22 protein-coding genes and 1 pseudogene are annotated in these 24020 nt (G+C 64.6%); 13 read left to right on the plus strand and 10 right to left on the minus strand.

Going from position 1 to position 24020, the window contains the following annotated elements:
* Window positions 1-52: 52 nt before the first annotated feature.
* Complete coding sequence (gene hisS / locus NKJ35_RS00005) at window positions 53-1615, minus strand: histidine--tRNA ligase (protein ID WP_352644153.1); 1563 nt, start codon at window positions 1613-1615, stop codon at window positions 53-55.
* A gap of 228 nt (window positions 1616-1843) precedes the next feature.
* Here hisS and NKJ35_RS00010 point away from each other — a divergent pair, with 228 nt between their 5' ends.
* Window positions 1844-2098 (plus strand): hypothetical protein, encoded by a 255-nt coding sequence (locus NKJ35_RS00010; protein WP_352644155.1) that lies wholly within the window; start codon window positions 1844-1846, stop codon window positions 2096-2098.
* A gap of 4 nt (window positions 2099-2102) precedes the next feature.
* On the opposite strand, the gene NKJ35_RS00015 is transcribed toward NKJ35_RS00010, so the two are convergent.
* Window positions 2103-2738 carry a DNA-3-methyladenine glycosylase I gene (locus NKJ35_RS00015; RefSeq protein WP_352644157.1) on the minus strand — a complete coding sequence of 212 codons (636 nt, stop codon included), beginning with the start codon at window positions 2736-2738 and terminating at the stop codon, window positions 2103-2105.
* A gap of 222 nt (window positions 2739-2960) precedes the next feature.
* On the opposite strand from NKJ35_RS00015, the gene NKJ35_RS00020 reads away from it, so the two are divergent.
* Together NKJ35_RS00020 and NKJ35_RS00025 are read left to right on the plus strand one after the other, a co-directional pair.
* Entirely contained in the window at window positions 2961-3695 is a 735-nt protein-coding gene (locus tag NKJ35_RS00020; protein ID WP_352644159.1) for a L,D-transpeptidase, read from the plus strand.
* Between the two features lie 268 nt (window positions 3696-3963).
* Complete coding sequence (locus NKJ35_RS00025) at window positions 3964-4884, plus strand: bifunctional 5,10-methylenetetrahydrofolate dehydrogenase/5,10-methenyltetrahydrofolate cyclohydrolase (RefSeq protein ID WP_352506893.1); 921 nt, start codon at window positions 3964-3966, stop codon at window positions 4882-4884.
* 12 nt (window positions 4885-4896) lie between these two features.
* Here NKJ35_RS00025 and glcF read toward each other — a convergent pair whose 3' ends face one another.
* The 5 genes from glcF to NKJ35_RS00050 all read right to left on the minus strand — a co-directional run bounded on the left by glcF (window position 4897) and on the right by NKJ35_RS00050 (window position 11124).
* Entirely contained in the window at window positions 4897-6228 is a 1332-nt protein-coding gene (gene glcF / locus NKJ35_RS00030; RefSeq protein WP_352644161.1) for a glycolate oxidase subunit GlcF, read from the minus strand.
* A gap of 68 nt (window positions 6229-6296) precedes the next feature.
* Window positions 6297-6680, minus strand: a complete 384-nt coding sequence (locus NKJ35_RS00035; protein ID WP_254819316.1) for a DUF4870 family protein — start codon at window positions 6678-6680, stop codon at window positions 6297-6299.
* The gene (locus NKJ35_RS00040) at window positions 6677-7933 is read right to left on the minus strand and encodes an FAD-binding protein (protein ID WP_352644163.1); all 1257 of its coding nucleotides are present in this window, start codon (window positions 7931-7933) and stop codon (window positions 6677-6679) included. The genes NKJ35_RS00035 and NKJ35_RS00040 overlap by 4 nt, the downstream gene beginning before the upstream one ends.
* Window positions 7934-8156: 223 nt before the next feature.
* On the minus strand, window positions 8157-9653 hold the full coding sequence (locus tag NKJ35_RS00045; protein WP_352644165.1) for an FAD-linked oxidase C-terminal domain-containing protein: 1497 nt from the start codon (window positions 9651-9653) through the stop codon (window positions 8157-8159).
* Between the two features lie 136 nt (window positions 9654-9789).
* Window positions 9790-11124, minus strand: coding sequence for a DUF3422 family protein (locus NKJ35_RS00050; protein ID WP_352644167.1), 1335 nt, complete (start codon window positions 11122-11124; stop codon window positions 9790-9792).
* Window positions 11125-11425: 301 nt separating this feature from the next.
* On the opposite strand from NKJ35_RS00050, the gene NKJ35_RS00055 reads away from it, so the two are divergent.
* Genes NKJ35_RS00055 through NKJ35_RS00065 form a run of 3 tightly spaced genes read left to right on the plus strand, consistent with a single transcriptional unit; the run spans window position 11426 to window position 14230 of the window.
* On the plus strand, window positions 11426-12229 hold the full coding sequence (locus NKJ35_RS00055; protein ID WP_352644169.1) for a FadR/GntR family transcriptional regulator: 804 nt from the start codon (window positions 11426-11428) through the stop codon (window positions 12227-12229).
* A 55-nt stretch (window positions 12230-12284) separates the two neighbouring features.
* Window positions 12285-13421 carry an alpha-hydroxy acid oxidase gene (locus NKJ35_RS00060; protein ID WP_352644170.1) on the plus strand — a complete coding sequence of 379 codons (1137 nt, stop codon included), beginning with the start codon at window positions 12285-12287 and terminating at the stop codon, window positions 13419-13421.
* 38 nt (window positions 13422-13459) lie between these two features.
* Window positions 13460-14230 carry a metallophosphoesterase family protein gene (locus tag NKJ35_RS00065; protein WP_352476071.1) on the plus strand — a complete coding sequence of 257 codons (771 nt, stop codon included), beginning with the start codon at window positions 13460-13462 and terminating at the stop codon, window positions 14228-14230.
* 28 nt (window positions 14231-14258) lie between these two features.
* On the opposite strand, the gene NKJ35_RS00070 is transcribed toward NKJ35_RS00065, so the two are convergent.
* Both NKJ35_RS00070 and NKJ35_RS00075 read right to left on the minus strand, forming a co-directional pair.
* Window positions 14259-14390, minus strand: coding sequence for a hypothetical protein (locus tag NKJ35_RS00070; RefSeq protein WP_280952144.1), 132 nt, complete (start codon window positions 14388-14390; stop codon window positions 14259-14261).
* A gap of 296 nt (window positions 14391-14686) precedes the next feature.
* Window positions 14687-15385, minus strand: coding sequence for a type 1 glutamine amidotransferase (locus NKJ35_RS00075; protein WP_352644172.1), 699 nt, complete (start codon window positions 15383-15385; stop codon window positions 14687-14689).
* A 74-nt stretch (window positions 15386-15459) separates the two neighbouring features.
* Here NKJ35_RS00075 and NKJ35_RS00080 point away from each other — a divergent pair, with 74 nt between their 5' ends.
* From NKJ35_RS00080 to NKJ35_RS00095, 4 genes are all read left to right on the plus strand, one after another.
* Window positions 15460-16122 (plus strand): hypothetical protein, encoded by a 663-nt coding sequence (locus NKJ35_RS00080; RefSeq protein WP_352644174.1) that lies wholly within the window; start codon window positions 15460-15462, stop codon window positions 16120-16122.
* 31 nt (window positions 16123-16153) lie between these two features.
* Complete coding sequence (locus NKJ35_RS00085; protein WP_352506914.1) at window positions 16154-16888, plus strand: 16S rRNA (uracil(1498)-N(3))-methyltransferase; 735 nt, start codon at window positions 16154-16156, stop codon at window positions 16886-16888.
* A 185-nt stretch (window positions 16889-17073) separates the two neighbouring features.
* Window positions 17074-18447 carry a glutamate--cysteine ligase gene (locus tag NKJ35_RS00090; protein WP_352644176.1) on the plus strand — a complete coding sequence of 458 codons (1374 nt, stop codon included), beginning with the start codon at window positions 17074-17076 and terminating at the stop codon, window positions 18445-18447.
* A gap of 102 nt (window positions 18448-18549) precedes the next feature.
* Window positions 18550-19608: a DUF937 domain-containing protein gene (locus NKJ35_RS00095; RefSeq protein WP_352644178.1), complete on the plus strand. Its 1059-nt coding sequence runs from the start codon at window positions 18550-18552 to the stop codon at window positions 19606-19608.
* 175 nt (window positions 19609-19783) lie between these two features.
* On the opposite strand, the gene NKJ35_RS00100 is transcribed toward NKJ35_RS00095, so the two are convergent.
* Window positions 19784-20074, minus strand: a complete 291-nt coding sequence (locus NKJ35_RS00100; RefSeq protein WP_352475835.1) for a DUF1127 domain-containing protein — start codon at window positions 20072-20074, stop codon at window positions 19784-19786.
* A 179-nt stretch (window positions 20075-20253) separates the two neighbouring features.
* On the opposite strand from NKJ35_RS00100, the gene NKJ35_RS00105 reads away from it, so the two are divergent.
* From NKJ35_RS00105 to NKJ35_RS00115, 3 genes and pseudogenes are all read left to right on the plus strand, one after another.
* Window positions 20254-21210 carry a LysR substrate-binding domain-containing protein gene (locus NKJ35_RS00105; RefSeq protein WP_352644180.1) on the plus strand — a complete coding sequence of 319 codons (957 nt, stop codon included), beginning with the start codon at window positions 20254-20256 and terminating at the stop codon, window positions 21208-21210.
* Between the two features lie 70 nt (window positions 21211-21280).
* A complete protein-coding gene (gene xseA / locus NKJ35_RS00110; RefSeq protein WP_352644182.1) occupies window positions 21281-22846 on the plus strand; it encodes an exodeoxyribonuclease VII large subunit in 1566 nt (521 codons plus the stop codon).
* A gap of 30 nt (window positions 22847-22876) precedes the next feature.
* A pseudogene (locus NKJ35_RS00115) lies at window positions 22877-24004 on the plus strand (DmpA family aminopeptidase).
* Window positions 24005-24020: the final 16 nt, after the last annotated feature.

Raw genomic sequence — 24020 nt, forward strand, 5'->3', positions numbered from 1 at the left:
ATCCAATCTCCCCCCTTGCGGGGGAGATGGCCGGCAGGCCAGAGGGGGGTGTTCACGCGCCACCCTTCGCGCGGTCAGCCGCCTGCGCCGCAAGTATCTTCTTCACTTCGGCAACCAGCTCACTCTCCGCCACCGTCACCTGCGCCGGCCGTGCGGCGCGCCATTCGGCGTTATCGGCGATCTCGGCCGACATGCGGGCGCCCTCGATCAGGTCCTTGATCTGCACCTCGCCCTTGGCGCGCTCGTCGCCGCCTTGGATGACGGCGACCGGGCTGCCGCGGCGGTCGGCGTATTTCAGCTGCGCCTTCATGCCGGCGCCGCCGAGATACATTTCCGAGCGGATGCCGGCGGCGCGCAGCTCGGCCACCATCTTCTGGTAGCGGCCGAGGCTTTCCGTATCCTTGTCCATGGTCAGCACGACGACCGGCGCGATGACATCGGAACTATCGAGCTTGCCCAGGTTCTTCAGCGCCGTCATCAGCCGTGAGACGCCGATGGAAAAACCTGTCGCCGGCACCGGCTCGCCACGGAAGCGCGAGACGAGACCGTCATAACGGCCGCCGCCGCCGACCGAACCGAAGCGCACGATCTGGCCGTCCTCATTGGGGATCTCGGCCAGCAGCTCGGCCTCGTAGACCGGGCCGGTGTAATATTCGAGGCCACGCACGACGGAGGGGTCGATGCGGATGCGATCCTCACCGTAGCCGCTTTGTGCGACCATGGTTCTTATCTGCTCCAACTCTGCAAGACCCTCAACAAACGAGGCGTTCGTGATGCCCAGATGTTCGAGTTTCCTTTCCTCGATAAGATTGCTGAGACCGGGGTTGATGGATGCCAGTGTCTGGACAATTTTTTCGGGATCATGCTGCGCCATGACTGTGAAATAGCTGATGACAACGTCGATTTGCGTATTGTCCAGCCCGGCGCCCTTGGTGAAATCACCGCTCTCGTCCTTGCGCCCCGCGCCCAAAAGCAGGCGCACGCCCTCGACGCCCAGTTTGTCCAGCTTGTCGATGGCCCTTAGCACCGTCAGCCGGCGGCCAGCGTTCTCGTCGCCGCCGAGGCCGATCGCCTCGAGCACGCCGTCCAGCACCTTGCGATTGTTGACACGGATGACGTAGTCGCCGCGCTTGATGCCGAGCGCCTCCATCACGTCGGCCATCATCATCGCCATCTCGGCGTCGGCGGCGACGCCCGGCGTGCCCACCGTGTCGGCGTCGAACTGCATGAACTGGCGGAAGCGGCCGGGACCGGGCTTCTCGTTGCGAAACACCCAGCCGGAGCGGTAGCTGCGATAGGGTTTCGGCAGGCGCTCGTAATTCTCGGCGACGAAACGCGCCATCGGCGCGGTCAGGTCGTAGCGCAGTGACAGCCACTGGTCGTCGTCGTCCTGGAACGAGAACACGCCCTCGTTCGGCCGGTCCTGGTCTGGCAAGAATTTGCCGAGCGCGTCGGTATATTCGATCAGCGGCTGGTCGACCGGCTCGAAACCGTAGAGCTCGAAAACCGAGCGGATCGTCGCCATCATCTTCTCGACGGCGCGCAGGTCGGCGGCGCCGCGGTCGACAAAGCCGCGCGGCAGCCGCGCTTTCATCTTTTCGGATTTGTCGGCCATGGGATGGGTACTCGGAGTTTCGTGGCGTTCCGGGGATCGGCTAAATAACCGATTTCCACGGCGCCGGTGTCCTAACCGATGCAGCCGGGAGCGGCAAGGGTTTGCGCTTCTCCTTCCCCCTTGTGGGAGAAGGCAAGAAAAAGAAGCTGAAACAATTGCGCCACGCGCGCGGCATCGTGCCGACACAATCCCGGCCGATAAGCGCGCCGAAACAACGGGTTCGGGGCCATGGCCACGCTACAAAAGTTCGACATCATCGATAGCGGCGCACGCGACGCCTCGGTCCGGCTGCGGCCGGCCGACAATCATGCGCCGAAGACGACGAAGCAAATCGCGGGACCGTTCGAGATCGCGGCACAACAGCCCAGTGGGCCGACCATGCGCGACGTTCTGATGACCGGCCTGCTGGTGATCTATCCGGTGTTCGCCGCGCTGGCGGCCATCCTCGCCGGGTTTTTCCTCGCCGGCGCCGGCGGCGCCTGAGCCGCTATTTCGGCCGCTTGAAGGCTTTCCGCTCCGCCTCGACCGGCTCGCGGCAGACGCAGCCCTCGAGATGGTCGTTGACCAGCCCCATCGCCTGCATGAAGGCGTAGACGGTGGTCGGACCGACAAAGCTCCAGCCGCGCTTCTTCAGCTCCTTCGAAATGCGGACCGAGACGGCCGTCGTCGGGTTGGCGCGCAGATGGGCGAGATCGACGATCTCGGGCCGCTCGTCGGGGCGGGGCTCGAACTTCCAGAACCATGCCGCCAGCGAGCCGGCCTCGTCGATGAGCTCGCGGGCGCGTTTGGCGTTGTTGATGGTCGACACGATCTTGCCGCGATGGCGGATGATGCCGGCATTGCCGAGCAGGCGCTCGACATCGGCGTCGGTGAAGGCGGCGATCTTGTCGACATCGAAGCCGGCGAAGGCCTCGCGAAAATTGTCGCGCTTGCGCAAAATAGTCAGCCAGGACAGGCCCGACTGAAAACCTTCGAGGCAGATCTTCTCGAACAGCCGGCGGTCGTCGGCGACCGGCCGGCCCCATTCGTGGTCGTGGTAGTGCAGGTAATCCGGCAGATTGCCGTGCCAGAAGCAGCGGGCGATGCCGTCGGGACCGGCAAGCAGACCTGTCTTTTCGTCCATGGCGGAATTCCGTTCTTGTCCTGGCGTTAACGCGTTTTGACGCGGCCTTTACCGCGGCTTTACCAGATTCCTGAACCGGGCGGTAACCACACCAAAAGCTTTACTGACAGATCGGCATTTTACGCATTCCGATTCATGTTTCGGTTGCCGCTTCGCGCCCAATGTCGGCGAAATCGGGGAGGCTTTGCACCCCGGCATGTTCGACGATCAAGGTGCGTTGCGATGAAGATATTCTTGTTCCCACTGTTCGGCGCCGCGGCCGTGCTTGCGGCCGGTGCCGCCAATGCCAACGACCGCTATGCCGAGAGGCCGCCGGTGGTGGTCAGTCCCGACCTTTCGGCGCCCTGGGTGCTGCAGCTCGGCCATGCGCCGGGCATCGTGCGGCAGAGCCGGCAAGAGGCGCAGCCGCAACGGCGCTACCGGCGGCTGGCCGAACCGGATCAGCTGCGCACCGCAGCGGTGCAGGCACCGGCCAAGCGCATCGTGATGCGGCGGCAGATCGACCCGATTTATCTGCCGCAGGAGGTCGCCTATGACGGCCCGCAGAAGCCGGGCACGATCGTCATCGATACGCGAGAGAATTTCCTCTATCTGGTCGGGAAGAACGGCAAGGCGCGGCGTTATGGCGTCGGCACCGGCAAACCGGGCTTCGAATGGTCCGGCACCCACAAGATCACCAACAAACGGGTCTGGCCGGACTGGCGGCCGCCGGCGGTGATGATCGCCCGCGAAGCCGCCAAGGGCCGTTATCTGCCGACCTATCTCGCCGGCGGCATGGAAAACCCGCTCGGCGCACGCGCGCTCTATCTCGGCTCGACCGAGTACCGCATCCACGGCACCAACCAACCCTGGACGATCGGCGGCGCGGTGTCGTCGGGCTGCATCCGCATGCGCAACGAGGACGTGGTCGACCTTTACGAGCGGGTCAATGTTGGCACGACGGTTGTAGTGATGTAATCTGCGGTTGACCTCACCGATGATTCTGCTCAGAAGCCTCGGGAGTATTGAATAACGGGGGACGGGCCGTGTGGGGATGCGGCCAGTCACGAAAGGGCAGCGCGGCAAGCCGTGCTGCCCTTTTTGTTTCCGCCAACGCCAGCAAGAATTGACGGGAAGATTTCGCCGGCACGTCGCGCGACGGGCATGGCGGTTCGTTTTTCGCACTGCCTTTTCGCGGTTGCTTTGCTATGTGGCGGCTAAAGTTCCAGACAAAGGCCCTATCTCGATGACCCTCTCCGACGACAGCCGCTATCTCCGAGGCGGCCCGGTTGCCCAACGCATCATCGCCGGCGTGCGCGAGGACGCGGCGATCGCCACCGCCGAAGGCTTTCCGCCCAAGCTGGTGTCGATCACCGTCGGCGACACAGCGGCGGTCGACGTCTATGTCCGCAACCAGCGCGCCAAGGCGGGGCTTGCCGGCATCGGCTTCGAGGAAAGGCGCTTTCGCGCCGACATCACCGCCGGCGAACTCGAAGCGGCGATCCACGGCCTCAACGCCGACCCGCGCGTCACCGGCATCATCATCCAGCGACCGGTGCCGGTGCACATCCCGATCAAGACGCTGCAGGCGGCGGTGCATCCGCTCAAGGACGTCGAGGGCATGCATCCGGCCTCGATCGGCAACATCGTCTACAACCAGCTCGATCTGGCGCCCTGCACGGCCGCCGCCTCGGTCGAACTGCTCAAGGAAACCGGCCTCGACCTGAAGGGGCTCGAAGTGGTGGTCGTCGGCCATTCCGAGATTGTCGGCAAGCCGATCGCTTTCCTTTTGATGAGCGAAGGCGCGACGGTGACGGTCTGCCATCACATGACGCGCTCGGTGGCGGCACACGCACGCCGCGCCGACGCGCTGTTCGTCGCTGTCGGCAAGCCGCGGCTGATCAAGGCCGACATGGTCAAGCCGGGTGCGGCCGTCATCGATATCGGCATCAATTCGGAGATCGGGCCAGACGGCGAGAGCCGCATCGTCGGCGACGTCGATGCCGAGAGCGTCAGGCATGTCGCGTCGTGGATCACGCCGGTGCCGGGCGGCGTCGGCCCGATCACCGTGGCGATCCTGCTGCGCAACACTATGGTGGCGCTCAGCCGCCAGCGCGCGCGCTACCAGGCAACCTACGGCACGGCGGACAGGCTGGCGGCCGAGTAGACGACTGGCGGATCACTCGGCCGCGACAACCGCCCTCTCTTCGCGAACGCCTTCGGGCTTCGGCCCACCATAAGCCCAGTCGAGCAGCTTTATCGTATGGACCACCGGCAGCTTCGCGGCAAAGGCGATCTGGGTGATGCAGCCGATATTGCCGGTGGCGATGATGTCAGCACCGGTCGCTTCGATATTCCTGACCTTGCGGTCGCGCAGCGTCGCCGAAATGCCGGACTGCAGGATGTTGTAGGTGCCGGCCGAACCGCAGCAGAGATGCCCCTCGCGCGGCTCGCGCACGACAAAGCCGGCACGGACCAGAAGCTCCTTCGGCTGGCGGGTGATCTTCTGGCCGTGCTGCATCGAGCAGGCCGAGTGATAGGCGACAACGGTGCCCGGCTTAAGCACCGGCTCGGGCAGGTCGAGGCTCACGAGGTATTCGGTGATATCCTTGGCCAGCGCCGAGACCCGCGCCGCCTTGCCGGCATAGTCCGGATCGAGGCGCATCATGAAGCCGTAATCCTTGATCGTGGTGCCACAACCTGACGCGGTGATGACGATGGCATCGAGCCCGCCTTGCTCGATGGCGCGCGTCCAGGCATCGACATTCTGCCTGGCCGACGCCAGGGCAGCCGCCTCGCGGCCCATGTGATGCACCAGCGCGCCGCAGCAGCCTTCCCCTTCGGGTACGACGACCTCGACACCGAGTCTGGTCAGCAGCGAGATCGTCGTGTCGTTGATGCCGGGATCGAGCACGGATTGCGCGCAGCCGGTGAGGATGGCGACGCGGCCATTTTTTTTCGGGCCCTGCCCCGCATGGACGCCCGGCGAGGCCATCGGCGAGACTGCCGGGACCGACGCGGGTGCGAGCTTGAGCATGGCGCCCAGAGGCCTCAAGGCCTGGATTTTCTCAAACAGACCGGCGAATGGCTGGCCGAGCTTCGCCAGCTTGAGCGCCGCGCGGAAACGCGAGGGATAAGGCAGCACGAACGCCAGCATGGCGCGGGTCAGACGATCGGCCAGAGGACGCTTGTAGGTCTCCTCGATATGGGCGCGGGCGTGGTCGACCAGATGCATGTAGTTGACGCCCGACGGGCAGGTGGTCATGCAGGCGAGGCAGGACAGGCAGCGGTCGATATGGGTGACGATCTCCTTGTCGGCCGGCCGGCCGTTTTCCAGCATGTCCTTGATCAGGTAAATCCGGCCGCGCGGCGAATCCAGCTCGTTGCCGAGTGTCACATAGGTCGGGCAGGTGGCCGTGCAGAAGCCGCAATGCACGCATTTGCGCAGAATCTTCTCCGATTCCGCGACATGCGGATCGGCGAGCTGGGCAGCTGAGAAATTGGTCTGCACGTAAACAAATCCTTACCGTTTGAGCATGATCTTTTCCCAAAACCGGTACCCACGTTTGGGGATCACGCTCATAATCCTAGAAACCAGCTTTCCGGGTTCTTGACCGCTTCGCCGCGCTGCAGCGCCTGCAGGCCGAGAATGCAGCGGGCGATGAACCAGACGGCGACGGCGAAAATCAGCACGACACCGATGACCACGATCATCAGCAGCGCCGAGATCAGTGCATAGAGCAGGCCGATCCAGAAGGTGCGGATCAGGAATGTGTAATGGCTCTCGACGAAGCCGCCGGCCTTGCCGCGGTTGATATAGGCCAGGACGATGCCGACAATGCCGCTGACGCCGATAGCTAGGCCGGCGAGATAGAGGATGTAGATGACCAGCGCGTTGGTCGGGCCGGGCTCTAGCCAGCGGTCGGTCTGGCGTGACGTACCGTTTTGGCCTGGATCGCTCATTGTGCTCCTCCCTGGGTTGCCGCGGCGAGAGTAGCAGAGGCTGCGCCCGGCGCCATACGGCCGGGATTGAGGATGTTCTTCGGATCGAATTCGGCCTTCAGCCGGGCCGACAGTGCTGCCAGTTGCGGCGCTTGCGGTTCGAACACGGGAACGGCAGCGCGGTGCGAGGGGGTTGCGCGCACCAGCGTCGCATGGCCGCCACCATGTCTTCTGATGAGGCCGCGCAACAGGCCGGCCTCGGGATCGTCCTGCTGCATGCGCAGCCAGATCAGCCCGCCCTGCCAATCGTAGAAGGCATCGACCGCGGCCTGCATGCGCAGCGCCAGCACCATCTGGTGGCCCTGTGACGGCGCCATCGAGACGCGCCACACAGGCCTTTCGCCGCCATCGGCGAACGGCGCGCAGTCGCGGATGTCACGCCAGACCGAATACGATACCGAACCGGAAATCTCCTGCAGCGGCCCAGCGTCTTTCAGCAGGTCTTTCAGCGCGGCAATGCGGTAAGCGACCGACGGGCCGAAGCCCTCGATGCGCAGCAGCGTCGCCGCATCGCTGCCGAGACTGCCGTCAGCGACCCTAGCTGCGACCCGTTCGGGAAGATGGGCAGCGCTCGACACCTCCGCGCTGGAACCGAGCGCCAGCGCCATGGCGGCGGCGGCGTGATCGTCGAGCAGGCCGCGAATGGCGAGCGTGACTTCGGTCTCGGCGGCAGGCAGCACCTTGAAGGTGACGTCGGTGAACACCGCCAGCGTGCCCCAGCTGTTGGCCATCAGCTTGGACAGATCATAGCCGGTGACGTTCTTGACCACGCGGCCGCCGGACTTGAAGGCCTCGCCGCGCCCGGAAACGGCAGATATGCCGAGAATGTGGTCGCGCGCAGCACCGGCCTTCAGCCGGCGCGGCCCGGAAAGGTTCGCGGCAAGCACGCCGCCGATGGTGCCTCGTCCTGGCTCGCCGCCGAGCAGCGGGCCGTAATCCATCGGTTCGAAGGCCAGTTGCTGGCCGTTTTCGGCAAGCAGGCTTTCGATCTCGGCCAGCGGCGTCCCGGCCTTCGCCGACAGCACCAGCTCGGCCGGCTCGTAGAGCGTGACGCCGGAGAGTTTGGAAAGGTCGAGCGTATGCTCGCTCTGCTGCGGCCGGCCGATGCCGCGCTTGGAACCATGGCCGATGATTTCGAGCGGCGAGTCTTCGGCGGCTGCCCAAGCGACGGTGGAGAGGGTTTCCGCTGATGTGGTCGGGGTGAAGGTGGTCATGCGGCAGAACCGCCAGTCGTAAATGACGAGAAGCCGCGATCCTTCCCACCCCCCTCTGTCCTGCCGGACATCTCCCCCGCAAGGGGGGAGATCGGATGTCGCTTAGGCTTTCGCCAACCATCAACGCTTGAAGGCGAGCAGGACGTTGAAGCAGCCAATCTCCCCCCTTGCGGGGGAGATGTCCGGCAGGACAGAGGGGGGTGTCCAAGCGCCAACATACCCCTCAAAACCTCGGGATGTCCGGAAACGCCACTTGCCCGCGATGCACGTGCATCCGCCCGAGTTCGGCGCATCGCCTCAGCTGAGGAAACACCTTGCCCGGGTTGAGCAGATGGTTGGGGTCGAACGCGCATTTGACGCGCATCTGCTGGTCGAGGTCGATCTGGTTGAACATTTCCGGCATCAGGTCGCGCTTCTCGACGCCGACCCCGTGCTCGCCGGTCAGCACGCCGCCGACCTTGACGCAGAGCCGCAATATGTCGGCGCCGAAACTCTCCGCCTTGCCGAGTTCGCCCGGCACGTTGGCGTCGTAGAGGATCAGCGGGTGCAGATTGCCGTCGCCCGCGTGGAAGACATTGGCGACGCCGAGCCCGTATCTCTCCGACAGTTCGCGCATGCCGGCGAGCACGCGCGGCAGTTCCTTGCGCGGTATGGTGCCGTCCATGCAGTAATAATCGGGCGAGATGCGGCCGACCGCCGGGAAAGCCGCCTTGCGGCCGGCCCAGAAACTCAGCCGCTCCTGCTCCGATTGCGAAATGCGGCATGTGGTCGAGCCGTTCCTATAGGCGATGGCTTCGACCAGGCCGATCAGGTGATCGACCTCGACACCCGGCCCGTCGAGTTCGACGATCAGCAGCGCCTCGACATCCAGGGGATAGCCGGCCTGGACGAAATCCTCTGCGGCGTGGATGGCCGGACGGTCCATCATCTCCATGCCGCCCGGGATGATGCCGGCGCCGATGATGTCGGCGACGCATTGGCCGGCCTGCTCGCTGGTCGGGAAGCCGATCAGCAGGGCACGCGCCGTCTCGGGCTTCTTCAGGATGCGCACGGTGACCTCGGTGACGACGCCGAGCAGTCCTTCGGAGCCGGTCATCACGCCAAGCAGGTCGTAGCCTTCCGCGTCGAGATGGCTGCCGCCGAGGCGCACCACCTCGCCATTCATCAGCACCATCTCGATGCCGAGCACATTGTTGGCGGTGAGACCGTATTTTAGGCAGTGCACGCCGCCGGAATTCTCCGCGACATTGCCGCCGATCGAGCAGGCGATCTGTGAGGATGGATCGGGGGCGTAATAGAAGCCCTCCTGCTCGACGGCGGTGGTGATGCCGAGATTGGTGACGCCGGGCTGGGCGACGACGACGCGGTTCTGAAAATCGATCTCGAGGATGCGGTTGAAGCGGCTCATCACCAGCAGCACCGCGTCTTCCAGCGGCAGCGCCCCGCCGGAGAGCGAGGTGCCGGAGCCGCGTGGGACGACGCGGATATTGCGGTCACTGCAATATTTCAGCACGCGCGAGACCTGCGCCACGGTTTGCGGCAGCACCACGACCAGCGGCAATTGCCGGTAGGCGGTAAGCCCGTCGCTCTCGAAGGCGCGCATGGCATTGGCGGCGTCGACGACGCCCTCGCCCGGCACGATGATGCGCATATCGGCGACGATCTCGTCGCGCCGGCGCATCGTGGCGTCGTCTGGTTTCGGCATGGCAAGGCCGGACATCGACAGCCTCCTTCGATCGACTGGTAAAAATCTTTTACCAGCGACGGTGGTCGCTTGCAAATGCCGCTTTGGCCGGGTTGGGAGGCCTATGGCCGGGACAGCCTTCCGCAGCGGCAATCTGCCGCTCCGCCCTTCGCTACTCGCCGGGCTGCTTGCCTGGTTCGGAGTGCATGCGGCGGACGCGGCGCACGCCCCACCAGACGAGCACGACGGCGAGCGGCACCGAGGCGGCGGTGACCATTTCCGGCGCAAAGGCATGGCCGAAGATCGAGGCGCCCTTGGCGACGTAGCCGATGAGCCCGACGACATAGTAGGAGACAGCGGCGACCGAGAGGCCCTCCACCGTCTGCTGCAGCCGCAATTGCAGGCGGGCACGATTGTTCATCGATGCCAAGAGATCGCGGTTCTGCTTCTCGACCTCGACGTCGACCCAGGTGCGCAGCAGCGTGGTAGCACGGGTGAGCTTCGTCGACAGGTTGGCCTGACGCTCCTCGACCGAACGGCAGGTACGCATCGCCGGCGCCACGCGGCGCTGCAGAAAACCGCCCCAGGTGTCGTAGCCGGGCACCGCCTCTTCATCGAGCGCTTCCAGCCGTTCGCGGACGATGCCGTCATAGGCGCGGCTGGCGCCGAAGCGGTAGAGGCTGGAGGCGGCATCGGCCTCCAGCTCGGCGGCCAGTTCGGTCAAGTCGGCAAGTAGCGTCTGGCTGTCGCGGGTCTCGGCGACCTTCATTTCCAAGGTGGTCTGCGCCAGCCTGTCTTCGATGCGGCGGGCGCGACCGGACAGCGTCAGCGCCAGCGGCAGCCCAAGCATGGCCAGCGTGCGGTAGGTCTCGATGTCGATCAGCCGCTGTGACAGTGCCCCGGTGCGCGCCGGGGTCAGGCCGCGGTCGAGCACCAGCATGCGGGTCAAGCCGTCGCCGTCCTGGCGGAAATCGGTGACGATGGCGGCGTTGCCGCGCTCGACCAGCGAGTAGCACAGGCTGGTCGGGTCGAAGGCGGCGATCAGCCTCTCGTTCGCCGGCGTCCATTTGCGGATTTCCAGCCTGATGCCGGAAATCACCGTTCCCGGCGGCGAAAACCCGTTGCCGAAGGGTGTGTCTTCTTGCCCTCTTCCGTTTTCGGCGAGCGGTCCTTCCCAGAGGTAGGTCGAGAACTCCGTGTGCCGTTCCCAGCGCAGCGAGCCCTTGCCCCATTTCATCGCGTGGTGGCGGGCGTGGGGGTCGGGCGCGGCGATACCGAGGCGTCGCGACAATTCGGAAAGCACGGCCTGATCGACGCCGGATCCAGCTTCGGTCATGAAGGAAAGCTGCACCAGCACGCGCGGCTTTTCGACCAGCGGATGCGGCCGGGCGTGGACCTCGCCGAGGGCGCCCGGCCGACCTTCATGCGCCGGAAAGCCCATGACGGTGCCGCCCACGGCTTTGGCGCGCAGCTGGAATTCAAGGTTGGACGGGTCGGCGTCTGGCACGGCTGGTCCCCCGGGCTTCTCTGAGCCCTTTTTGGCAATGATGTCTCTCTTGTTCACGGAAACGCCGAACCGCTCTATCTCTTTGATTCTGCGCAATTCCGGACGAAAAACCGTTTCACACTTTTCCTGGAATTGCTCTAGAGGCAATCACCAGAGGACGCAAACGGCCAGTTTAGCTTACGCTGATATGAAGCCGCGGCAGTGAACGGGCCCGGCCCCGGCGAATTGGATAAATAATTTGACCAGTTGGCGACGCTGGCTTTATCTTGCGCGACTTCGGTTCAACCCCCAGGCACCCCGTTTGAGCGACATTTTCTCCCGGATCGAGCATTCGCGCACCGCCGACGAGGTGGTGCAGCAGATCGAGAGCCTGATCCTCGAAGGCGTGCTGCGCACCGGCGACCGGCTGCCGGGCGAGCGCGAGCTGGCGCGCCAGTTCGAGGTGTCGCGGCCCATCCTGCGCGATGCCTTGAAAGCGTTGGAAGGGCGCGGGCTGTTGACGACACGGCCAGGCGGCGGCACCTATGTCGCCGATGTCATCGGCCAGCTGTTCACCAAGCCGGTGACCGACCTGATCTCGATGCATCGCAAGGCGGTGACCGACTATCTGGAGTACCGCCGCGAGATCGAGGCGGTGGCTGCCGAATATGCGGCGCGGCGTGCCACATCGGACGATCTGGCGCTGCTCGACCGCATCATGGCGCGCATGGACGAGGCGCACCGGACCGCCAATTTCGACGACGAGGCGGAAATCGACATCGAGTTCCATCACGCGATCTGCGAATGCGCGCACAACATCATCCTGCTGCACACGCTGCGCTCCTGTTATCGGCTGCTGTCGGAAGGCGTGTTCCAGAACCGGCGGCTGGTGTTCAACGTGCCGGGCGCGCGCGAGGCGCTGCTTTCGCAGCACCGGGCAATCTATGCGGCGGTCAAGGCCGGCGATCCGGCTGCGGCGCGGCAGGCGGCGATGGACCACATCTCCTACGTCGAACGATCGATGGCCGAGGCCGAGCGCAGCGGCGACTGGCAGCGCGTGTCGCGGCTGAGGCTCAGGCAACGCTCCGAGCCCGGTGACGGTGAGGCGGCGAGAAAACCGTCGTAAGCCCCGCCCAGAAAATCCAACGACGAACCAGCGAAGAACCAGCGGAAAAAGATCCATGAGCAGCATTCTCACCATCGCCGACCTCAAGGACCTGGCGCGCCGCCGCGTGCCGAAGATGTTCTTCGACTACGCCGATTCCGGCGCCTGGACCGAAAGCACCTACCGCGCCAACGAAGAGGATTTCCAGAAGATCAAGTTCCGCCAGCGCGTGCTTGTCGACATGGACAACCGCTCGCTGGAATCGACCATGATCGGCGAGAAAGTGACGATGCCGGTGGCGCTGGCGCCGACCGGCATGACCGGCATGCAGCATCCGGACGGCGAGATGCTAGCGGCGCAGGCGGCGGAAGAATTCGGCGTGCCGTTCACGCTGTCGACGATGAGCATCTGCTCGATCGAGGATGTCGCATCGGTGACCAGTAAGCCGTTCTGGTTCCAGCTCTACGTGCTGCGCGACAAGGACTTCGTCTTCGATCTGATTGACCGTGCAAAAGCGGCGAAATGTTCGGCGCTTGTGCTGACGCTCGACCTGCAGATCCTCGGTCAGCGCCACAAGGACATCCGCAACGGGCTTTCGGCGCCGCCGCGGATGACGCCGAAGCACCTCTGGCAGATGGCGACCAGGCCGCGCTGGTGCGTCGGCATGGCCGGGACCAAGCGCCGGAGCTTCCGCAACATCGTCGGCCATGCCAAGGGCGTCGGCGACCTCGCCTCGCTGTCGTCCTGGACGAAGGAGCAGTTCGATCCGCATCTGTCGTGGAAGGACGTCGCCTGGATCAAGGAGCGCTGGGGCGGCAAGCTGATCCTGAAAGGCATACTCGACAAGGAAGACGCGCTGATGGCGGCCAGGACGGGCGCCGACGCGATCATCGTTTCCAACCATGGCGGCCGCCAGCTCGACGGCGCCTCGTCGTCGATCATGGCGCTGGAAGAGATCGCCGACGCCGTCGGCGACACGATCGAGGTGCACATGGACGGCGGCATCCGTTCCGGCCAGGACGTGCTCAAAGCATTGTGCCTCGGCGCCAAGGGCACCTATATCGGCCGCCCTTTCCTGTACGGCCTCGGCGCACTCGGCAAGGAAGGGGTTACCAAGGCGCTGGAAATCATCCGCAAGGAGATGGACATAACGCTGGCACTGTGCGGAAAGCGTCTGGTCACCGACATGGGCAAGGATCAGCTCCGGCGCTAAAGTCCTGTGACGGCATGATCACGGAGGCGACGCAGGCATTGACGGAGCCCGGCATCAATTTTTTCGAAGCGCGCGGACCGGAAGGTATGCGCCTCTATGCGATCGGCGATGTGCACGGTCGGCTTGACCTGCTGACCGCCATGCACCGCCGGATCGAGGGCGAGCTGGAGAGGAAGCCCACTGCCGATTGGCGCGTGATCCATCTCGGCGACTATGTCGACCGGGGTCCGGACTCCAAAGGCGTCATCGATTTCCTGATCGACGCGCAAAAACGCGATCCGCGTCACCTGATGCTGGCCGGAAATCATGATCTCGGCTTCCTCGATTTTCTCGATGTCCCCGACCCGGACGGCCTGTTCATGCGCTATGGCGGCATCCAGACGGCGCTATCCTATGGAGTGTCGCTCGGTGGCAGCAGCGCCTGGTTTGGCCGCGCCGATGCGGCATTGCGGCAAGGGCACGCCGCGCTGGTCGAGGCGGTGCCGCAGAACCATGTCGAGTTCCTGCGCTCGCTGGCCTTTTCAGTGACATTCGGCGACTTCTTCTTCTGTCATGCCGGCATCCGGCCCGGCATTGCGCTGGAAAGCCAGAGCCCGCAGGACCTGATCTGGATCCGCGAGGTCTTCCACGACCACACCGGCCTTCATCCCAAGATCGTGGTGCACGGCCATACGCCGGTAGCCAAGCCCGAGATCACCGGCAACCGCGTCAATGTCGACACCCTCGCCTGGCACTCGGGAAACCTCACCGCGCTCGTCGTGGACGGCGCGGAGAAACGGATCCTGACGGTGACGGGTGAGCGGGCGTAGGTAAGGCGCGAGGTTATGTGCAGAGGGTCTAGCGAAGCGCGGCGGTGACGCCGTAGCCGTCGACGGCATTGTGGTTGTTGGCCGCGTCGGCGGAATAAATGCCGAGGCCGCACAAGACGATGGCCGACAACATGGCAAAGGACAAAAAGGCTGCTTTCACGGACGTCATCTCTTGTTGAGCTTTCTGCATCTATGCACGAGCGGGTTACCAATGCGTTGAAACGCGAAATACGTCGCAAATGTCTGACGGTTTCGCGCTTCTAGGCATGTTCTGTATCGGCGGTGTGTCGCGCGGGTCACAGGAAAGGTTCATCGCGGTTGCACGCAAGATGCAGAGCGGGCGCCTTTTAGGCTGGCGGACTGACACAGGCCAAGGATGAAACGCGTTATCCCCGGCGGATTTGCCGCCGCGTGCCAAATATGCAACGTCCCCAAATACGTTGGCTGTATGAGCCGTCAGATGGTCGCCACCCAGGCGCGGGCGATGGCCAGGCCGGCGGCATCGGCTTGCGGTCCGTTGCGGGCCATTTCATCGTCGAGCCGGCCCGCCCATTCAGGATGCCGCTCGGCGATCAGCGGTGCGAAGGAGGTGCTCCAGTCGCGCACCATCGGACTGTCGGCCTCGAAATGGAACTGGAAGCCGTAGATGGCGCGGCCGATGCGGAACGCCTGGTTCTCGGCGACGGCATTGCCGGCCAACCGCACGGCAGTCTCGGGCAAGACAAAGGTGTCGTCGTGCCATTGGAAGATCGGGAATTTTTCAGGCAAGGAGGCAAGCACCGGATCGGCCTGCGCCGCCGCGGTGAGCGCGACCTCGTGCCAGCCGAACTCCGAGGCACCGCCTATCTGGTTCTCGCCGCCAAAGGCGCGCGCGACCAACTGGCTGCCGAGGCAGATGCCGAGCACCGCGCGATCCCTCTCGGCAAAGTTGCGCGTCAGATCGAGCAGGCCCGGGAAATAAGGGCAGAGCTCGTCGTCCAGCGCATTCTGGGCGCCGCCGAGCACCACCATGGCGTCATGCCAGCCGCTATCTTGCGGCAGCGCGTCGCCGCGATACGGCCGGCGCAGGTCGATATAGGCGCCCGCCTCGACAAGCGCCGCGCCGATCTGGCCAAGGCCCTCATTGTCGAAGTTCTGGACGACCAAGACCCGCATCGAAACCTGCTGACATGAAATTGATGCAGCGAGCGATATCATGGCGTCAGCATTGCAGCCAACAGGGAACGCCTATGCCACTGCAAAACCGGGTCGACCCGTTCGGCGCCATCCATGCCGTGCCGGAGCGCGGCCTGTTCATGGGCAATCGCGGCATCATTCACGACCCCGAGACGAGAACGCTGTTGAAGAAGCGCTGGGCGCTGCAAGCCTGGATCATCTGTGTCTGCGAATACGGCGACGTGCGGCGCCAGCCGATGGGGCGCAACCGGCAAAGCGACGACCAATTGGGCGGCAAGGCCGGCTGGACCGAGCTGTTTTTCCTCGACGAGGTGACGGCACTTGCCGCCGGGCACCGGCCCTGCTTCTTCTGCCGGCGCGAGCGGGCCAGGGATTTTGTCCAGCGCTTCGGCGATGCCTTCGGCCTTGCCGAGCCACGCGCGCCGCAGCTCGACAAGCGCCTGCACAAGGAGCGCCTGGCATCGGGCGGGCGGGCGCCGCGACTGAAACCGGAGGCGCTTGCGGACTTGCCGGACGGCACGATGATCTCGTCAGGAAACAGGGCGTACGCCCTGTTTGACGGCGCCGCGCTGCCCTGGAGTTTCGGCGGCTATGGCGATCCGGTGGGATTCGGCGATTTTGCCGACGGTCCAATCGGCATGCTCACGCCGGCGACAACTGTTTCCGTGCTGAAGCGTGGCTACAGACCTGTCTGGCACGCCAGCGCGGAGGCTTGACGCCGGCGACGGCCTCGCCCATTCCTCGGCGATGCGCGCCAATTACAAGATGCAGCGGCTATTCGTGCCGGACGAACTTGGACCGGATATCGAGTTCGACGTCGGCCAGCAGCAGAGCCATTATCTCTCGCATGTGCTGCGGCTCGGCGAAGGCGCCGAAATTCTGGTCTTCAACGGGCGCGACGGCGAATGGTCGGCGGCGATCGCCGCGAAGTCGAAGAAGGCGTTGCGCCTGAAGGTGATGAAGCTGCAGCGGCCGCAGCCGCCGCTGCCCGATCTCGTCTATTGCTTCGCGCCGCTGAAGCAAGGGCGGCTCGACTACCTCGTGCAAAAGGCGGTGGAGATGGGCGCCGGCATCCTGCAGCCGGTCATCACCCAGCACACGCAAGTGGCAAAACCCGGTATCGAGCGCCTGCGCGCCAATGTCGTCGAGGCGGCCGAGCAATGCGGCATATTGGCGGTGCCGGAGCTGCGCGAAGCGGAAAAATTCGAGCGCCTGCTGGCGGGTTGGGACCGCGAGCGGCGGCTGATCTTCTGCGACGAGGATGCATCAACCAACAATCCCCTGCCGGCATTGCAGGCGGTGCGGGAGAGAAAGCTCGGTCTGCTGGTCGGGCCTGAGGGCGGCTTTTCCGACGAGGAACGCAGGATGCTGAGAGCGCTGCCCTTCGTTACCGCCATTCCGCTCGGGCCGCGCATCCTGCGAGCGGATACGGCGGCGGTGGCGGCACTGGCGCTGATCCAGGCGACAATCGGCGATTGGTGATCAATTCCCGTTACCCTCTGGCTCAGGATTTTTCGCTTGATCGGCTACTGACATTTCGTCCATCTAGCGCCGGCAGTGGCCGCGTGTCCTTTCGGACGCGCAAAGGACGCTGTAGCATTTGATTGGGCACCTGATCCCTTCAGAAAATCGAAGCCGGTTTTCGGGGTCATGTGCGGAGGGCTATTATGGCGCGCGATACCACCGATTTCCGGCCGATCGAAGGCGTCGACGAACTCGTCGAGCACCTGGCCGAAGGCAACAAGCCGCGCGACAAATGGCGCATCGGCACCGAGCACGAGAAATTCCCGTTCTATGTCGACGGCAATGCCCCGGTGCCCTATGGCGGCGAGCGCGGCATCCGCGCCATCCTCGAAGGCATGCAGGACAAACTCGGCTGGGACCCGATCATGGATGCCGGCCGCATCATCGGACTGGTCGAGCCGACCGGTCAGGGCGCGATCTCGCTGGAGCCAGGCGGCCAGTTCGAGCTGTCCGGCGCGCCGCTGGAGACGATCCACCAGACCTGCCGCGAAGGCAATGCGCATCTGGCGCAGGTGCGCGAGATCGCTGAACCGATGGGCATTCGTTTTCTCGGCCTTGGCGGCAGCCCGAAATGGTCGCTGGCCGAGACGCCGAAAATGCCGAAATCGCGCTACGAGATCATGACGCGCTACATGCCCAAGGTCGGCACCAAGGGCCTCGACATGATGTACCGGACCTGCACGATCCAGGTGAACCTCGACTTCGAGAGCGAAGCCGACATGCGCCGCAAGATGCAGGTGTCGCTGAAATTGCAGCCACTGTCGACGGCGCTGTTTGCCAACTCGCCCTTCACCGAAAGCCGGCCGAACGGCTTGCAGAGCTGGCGCGGCGAGATCTGGCGCAACACCGACAATCAGCGCTCCGGCCTCCTCGAATTCTGCTTCTCGCCCGATTTCGGCTTTGCCGATTATGTCGAATGGGCGCTCGACGTGCCGATGTATTTCGTCATCCGCGACGGCCAGTACCATGACATGACTCACATCACCTTCCGCCAGTTCATGGCGGGCGCTGCCCGTAACGAACTGCCGGACGGGCTGCCGACGATGGGCGACTGGGCGAACCATCTGTCGACCCTGTTCCCGGACGTGCGGCTGAAGCGCTTTCTCGAAATGCGCGGCGCCGATGGCGGGCCGTGGCGGCGCATCTGCGCGCTGCCGGCCTTCTGGGTCGGGCTGCTCTACGACGCGGCAGCGCTCGACGCGGCCGAGGCGCTGACCTCGAGCTGGAGCTATGACGAAGTGCTGGCGATGCGCAACGCGGTGCCGCAACAGGGCATTTCGGCGCCCTTCCGCAACACGACGTTGCGCGAGATCGCCCGCGACGTGCTCGTCATCTCGCGCATGGGACTGAAGAACCGTGGCCGCAAGAACCGCGACGGCTACGACGAGACCTCGTTCCTCAACACGCTGGATGAGGTCGTCGCGCGCGGCACGACCAGCGCCGAGGAGATGCTCTCCGCCTACCACACACGCTGGGGCGGCTCGATCGAGCCGGTATTCATGGAATACGCGTATTAACGCTTCCCTGTCCGCATGAGCCACGGTCCGGCAAATTCGCTTCAATCAGTGATGGAAACGAACTAGGCTTCTCCAACGAGGATTTTCCCGGAGGAGAAAACAATGCCTTCCTTGTTCGATATTCTGGCACAGGCCCAGAACGGCAACGGCATGCAGGCGCTGGCCCAGCAGTTCGGGCTGTCGCAGCAGCAGACGCAGGCGGCGGTCGCGGCGCTGCTGCCGGCCTTTTCGCAGGGGCTCAAGCGCAACACGGCGGACCCTTACGGGCTCGGCTCCTTCATGACGGCGATGGCCAGCGGCCAGCACGCCAAATATTTCGAGGATGCAAGCCGGGCTTTCTCGCCGCAGGGCCTCGATGAGGGCAACGGCATTCTCGGCCATCTGTTCGGCTCGAAGGACCTGTCGCGGGCCGTTGCCAACCAGGCCGCGCAGGCGAGTGGCGTCAGCCAGCAGGTGCTGCAGCAGATGCTGCCGGCAATCGCCTCGATGATGATGGGCGGGCTGTTCAAGCAGACCACCAACCAGCTAGGCGGACAGATGCATGCGGCAGGCAGTGGCGGCAATCCGCTCGGCGAACTCATCGAGCAGATGATGCGGCAGGCGGGCGGCGGCAGCCAGGCACCGACCCCTCAGCCTGCGGCCCCCACGGATAACCCGCTCGGCAAGGTGCTGCAGGATATGTTCGGCGGGCAGCAGCCGCAACAGACGCAGAGCCCTTACGGCGACAACCCGCTGGGCAAGGTGTTGCAGGACATGTTCGGCGGCGGGCAGCAGCCCCAAAGCCAGCCGCAGCAGACACAGAACCCTTATGGTGACAATCCGCTCGGCAAGGTGCTGCAGGATATGTTCGGCGGCGGTGCACCACAGCCACAGCAGCCGCAGAACCAACCCCAGCAGACACAGAACCCTTATGGTGACAATCCGCTCGGCAAAGTACTGCAGGACATGTTCGGCGGTGGCGCACAACAGTCTCAGCCGCGTCAGGCGCCGCAGCAACCCCAGGCGCCGCAGCCGCAGGCCAATCCGAGCGGCAGGCCGAGAAATCCGTTCGACGACCTGTTCGGCAAAATGTTCGAGACAGGCGCCCAGCAGCGCGACGACTACCAGAAAGGCATGGAGTCGATCTTCGACCAGTTCAAGCAAGGCATGGGCCGGCGCTAGACCAGACACCGGCAAGCAATCATCAGTGCCGCCCAAAAAAGAAAGCCCGGTCCTGGGAGGACCGGGCAGCGCGCAGGCTGGCCGGGGGGATCCGGCAGGGAGTGGGGAGCCTGCGTAACTTGGTGGCGTCGTGCCTCAAGAGGTTCAATGCGACCAAAATCGCGAATTTGTGCGATCACACCACCTTGCGGGCAAGATCCTCGATCGTTTCGGCGCGCTCGATGGCGATGACGCGAAGCCTTTCTGTCGGATCTCGGCCAAAGGGTACACCGACAGCGACGTGCAGGTCGGCGCGGGTCAGGCCGATGTCGGCGAGCTCGGCATCCGACATCTCGCCGAGGCGATAAAAGGCGCGGCGGTTTTTCCAGGCGCGGTAAACATTGGCAGCGGCATTGGCCACGCGCGTCGCAACGGCCGGACGCGAGGTGATGCGCGAGGTCTCGGTAGCGAAATCAAACGTAGCCATGTCGGTCTCCTTCACATTCGAACGGGCGAAACCGGTCGATCGGGCGCTGGCAACAGCGGCCGTTCCGGCTTCGATTCACATGCGTTCATGTGGACAAATCGGAATTTGCCATGGCCCGATTGATTAATCCAACGAATGTTTCTAATCTTTAGCATCAGCATCAATGATGGATTAGGCCAATGAAAGCGCCGCTCGATCTCGATCAGTTGCAGACCTTCATCTCGATTGTCGACACCGGCAGCTTTACCCGCGCGGCGGAAGCGGTGCATCGCACCCAGTCGGCGGTGTCGATGCAGATGCGGCGGCTGGAGGAACGGATCGGCAAGCCGCTGTTCGAAAGAGACGGCCGCACCAACAGGCTGACCGAGGAAGGCGATAGACTGCTCTCCTACGCAAGGCGGCTGCTCTATCTCAACAAGGAAACACTGGCCGCCTTCGACGACCGCCGGCTCGAAGGCACCATCCGCATCGGCACGCCGGATGACTATGCCGATCGCTTCCTGCCAGAGATCATGGCGCGGTTTGCCCGCTCCAACCCGCATGTCGAACTGACCGTTATCTGCGAACCGACGCCGGGACTGGTCGAACACATCAAGCGCGGCAATCTCGACCTGGCGCTGGTGACGCACAATGACGCGCGCGGCCAGTCGGAAGTGGTGCGGCGCGAACCGCTGCTGTGGGTTACCTCGGCCAACCACGCGACGCATGAGCAGCCGATCCTGCCGATGGCCTTCGGCCGGCCGAACTGCATCTGGCGGCGGGCGGCCGCCGACGTGCTCGACCAGCAGAACCGCGACTACCGCATCCTGTTCACCAGCTTCTCTGCCACCGTCATCGCCGCGGCGGTGCTTTCCGGCCTGGCGATCTCGGTGCTGCCGGAATGCGCGCTGCGGCCCGGCATGCGGGTGCTGGGCGAGGCCGACGGTTTCGGCGCCCTGCCTGATTGCCGCATCGGCATCATGCGCGGCCAGACCTCGCGGCCGGAGATCGTCGACGCGCTTGCGCGCCACATTTCGGAGAGCCTCGACAATATTTCCGTGCCACTCGGCGAGGAGACCGGCACGTTCGATTTCGCCGCCCTCGCCTTCGCCAAGATGAAGCGGACCAAGCCGAACCAGATCCTGCCGGGCTGGTGATCGCGCGATTGGGGCCGACATCGAACACGGCCGCCTTGACGGCGGCCAACAACCGTTCCCCAATCGGCCGATGAGCGACGCAGCACCCGAATCACGCACCAACGCCACCGAGTATACGGTGAGCGAGATTTCCGGCGCGCTGAAGCGCACGGTCGAGGACGTCTTCGGCAATGTACGAGTGCGCGGCGAGATTTCCGGCTATCGCGGACCGCATTCCTCCGGCCATGCCTATTTCTGCCTGAAGGACGATCGAGCGCGGCTCGATGCCGTGGTGTGGAAGACCACGATGACCCGGCTGAAATTCCGTCCCGAGGAAGGCATGGAGGTGATCGCCACCGGCAGGCTCACCACCTATCCCGGAAAATCCAACTACCAGATCGTCATCGACAATCTCGAGCCGGCCGGTGCCGGTGCGCTGATGGCGCTGCTGGACGAGCGCAAGCGCCGGCTGCAGGCCGAAGGGCTGTTCGACGCGGCCCGCAAGCGGCGTCTGCCGTTCATGCCGCGCGTCATCGGCGTGGTCACCTCGCCAACAGGTTCGGTGATCCGCGATATTATCCACCGCATCAAGGACCGGTTCCCGCTGCATGTGCTCGTCTGGCCGGTGCGGGTGCAGGGCGAGACGGCGGGCGCGGAAGTGACCGCTGCCGTCAACGGCTTCAATGCACTACCTTGGGACGGCGCCATCGCGCGGCCCGATCTGTTGATCGTGGCGCGCGGCGGCGGCAGCCTGGAGGATCTGTGGGGCTTCAACGACGAAGCGCTCGCCCGGGCCGTCGCCGCTTCGGGTATTCCCGTGATTTCCGCGGTCGGCCACGAGACCGACTGGACGCTGATCGATCTGGCAGCGGATGTGCGGGCGCCGACGCCGACAGGCGCCGCCGAGATCGCCGTGCCGGTCAAAGTCGATCTCGAAGCGACGCTTGCCGGCCTTGGCGCGCGGTTGAAGACCGCACTGTCGCGCAATTTCGAACGCAAGCGGCAGGCGGCGCGCGCAGCCGCCCGGGCGCTGCCCTCGCCCGACCAGTTGCTGGCGCTGCCCCGGCGGCGCTTCGGCGAGGCGACGAGCCGGCTCGGCCGGGCGCTGTCGGTCAGCGTCGAGCGCAAGCGGGCCAGGCTTCTGGGCCAGCGTCTGACACCGGCGACCTTGTCGCGGCGCATGAACGAAGCCCGCACACTGACCCGCCGCGACCTCGCCCGAGCGCAAGCGGCGTTCTTCGCCATCGTGCGCGAGCGTCGGGCACGGTTTTCGCGCACGGCCGCCAGACTGTCACCGGCGCCGATCGCCAGACGGCAGAAACTGCGAGGCGATGCCCTGCTGGCACTGGCATGGCGGCAGGACCAGGCGATTTCGCGGCGGCTGGACCGTCTGCGTGGAAAACTGACGCAGGCCGATCGATTGCTGGCGACGCTGTCGCACAAGGCCGTGCTGGCGCGAGGCTTCGCACTGGTCAAGGATGCGGACGGCGCGGTGGTCAAGCGTTCGGCGGAGGTCGTGTCGGGAATGGCGCTTTCGCTGGAGTTCGCCGACGGCACCGCCGATGCCGTCGCCATCAGTGGCACGGCGCGGCCGAAGGCGATTGCCAAGTCGGCAGCCAAGCTCAAGGCGCCGGGCGGCCAAGGCTCGCTTTTCTGAGGAAGACCAAGGCGCTTTTCTGAGGAAGAAATGACCGATCCACATCTTACGACGCCCTCGGGCAAACTGCGTGCACGCGCCGTCGATATCCCATTCGAAGGCACCCCAGGCCGCTTCAATGCCATCACCGATGTGCCCGGCGTGACGGTCGGCTATACGACGCTGATCTCAGGGGACGGGCCGCTCGTTGTCGGCAAGGGTCCGGTACGCACCGGCGTGACCGCGATCCTGCCAAGGCCCAGAGACGAGTTGGCCGTCCCGGCGTTCGCCGGCGTGTTCAGCGCCAATGGCAATGGCGAACTGACCGGCTCACATCTGATAGAGGAGCTCGGAGCGTTCAATCTTCCCATCACCATCACCAACACGCATTCCTGCGGCGTCAGCCGCGACGCAACGTTGCGCTGGATGTAGACGGTGCTGCCGCACGCGCTCGACAGCGCCTGGGCGCTGCCGGTGGCGGGCGAGACTTATGACGGCTTTCTCAACGACATCAACGGCCATCATTTGAGCTTCGAGCATGTGTTTTCCGCGCTCGATACGGCTGAAAGCGGGTCGATCGAAGAGGGCAGCGTCGGCGGCGGCACAGGCATGATCACCTTCGGCTTCAAGGCAGGGTCCGGCACATCCTCGCGCAGCGTCGACTGGAACGGAGAGCGTTTCACGATCGGCTGCTTCGTCCAGTCGAATTTCGGTGCAAGGCGAAACCTCGTCATCCGTGGCATCAGGGCCGGAGCGGAACTCGCCGAACCGGCGATCCGGGACAACACGCCGCGAGCCGAAAAGAGCTCGATCATCGCGATCGTCGCTACCGATGCGCCATTCATGCCGCACCAGTTGAAACGGCTGGCGAAACGCGTGCCGCTCGGCGTCGCGCTGACCGGCGGCTATGGATACAATTCGTCCGGCGATATCTTTCTGGCGTTCAGCACGGCCAATGCTGACGCGGCGCGCGGCGCGGCCGGCAAATTGGCCAGCGCGGGTTACATACCGGATGCCGACATCAACCCGTTCTTCGACGCCGTCATCCAGAGCGTGGAGGAAGCAATCCTCAATGCTTTGGTCGCCAATGAAGACATGACCGGGCGCGACGGCAATTTCGTGCCGGCATTGCCGCAAGGGTGGCTTAAGGAGAGATTTGGCAAAGCTGCGCGGCGATGAGACCGCGCAACCGCAT

The organism is Mesorhizobium sp. M0136 (assembly GCF_040322515.1).
Taxonomy (GTDB): Bacteria; Pseudomonadota; Alphaproteobacteria; order Rhizobiales; family Rhizobiaceae; genus Mesorhizobium.